The 785-nt window shown below is 38.5% G+C and carries 1 protein-coding gene; it reads left to right on the forward strand.

Features of this window, described 5'->3' with window-relative positions:
• Positions 1-174 precede the first annotated feature (174 nt).
• Positions 175-630, forward strand: a complete 456-nt coding sequence (locus HX005_RS19580) for a helix-turn-helix domain-containing protein (protein ID WP_004973749.1) — start codon at positions 175-177, stop codon at positions 628-630.
• The last annotated feature ends 155 nt before the right edge of the window (positions 631-785 follow it).

Here is a 785-nt window from a genome sequence, read left to right on the forward strand (position 1 = left end):
CGAAATTAAATATTAAGTCTATAAATACGGTTTTTGAGTTGCTTTTTAAGACTTTATTTTGTTCCGTTAGGCTATACTCTAAATTAACATAATGATTATAGTTTTTTTATTGAATAAGTTGACAAAAATAACTAATCATGCGAAAAAGTTTTTTTAGTTAACAGATGTTCACACATGCCTCGAATTGTTTCTGTACCACTTAGTTTAGAACAGCGAGAACGACTCATTTTTCTGGCCAAGCATGCAAAACATTGGCGTGAAAGACAACGTGCCCAAACTATTCTCTGGCTTTCTGAAGGTAAAAGTGTTGCGGAAGTTGCCACTCTACAAGAACGTATCCCAGAAACCATAAGGCTACAACGCCGACGTTGGGAATTGTATGAGTTTGAATCGATTAAAGAAGGTCATCGCTCAGGTCGGCCCAATACATTGATCTCAGACTATCAGGCGAAAATCCTAGATTGGGTCAATACAAGTCCACTCAATGCAGAACAAATCCGAGTCAAACTACATGAAGAATACGAAGTGTCCGTGTCTGTTGAAACCATTCGTAAGTTTTTACGTGATTCAGGTATGGTCTTCAAGCGTACCCGTCATAGCTTGAAAAAAAAGAGATCCGATTGCATTTGAACAAGCAACACAGCAGATTGAAAAATTACGAGAGCAAGCGGCACGTGGTGAAATTATATTAGGTTATGTTGATGAAACGGCACTGTTGCAAATAGTCGGTGGTGATAAACTTATCATCCCCTTTTGCTGATGGAGCTGCACATGAACCCATTCAA

The sequence above is a fragment of the Acinetobacter sp. R933-2 genome (assembly GCF_030325485.1).
GTDB lineage: Bacteria > Pseudomonadota > Gammaproteobacteria > Pseudomonadales > Moraxellaceae > Acinetobacter > Acinetobacter sichuanensis.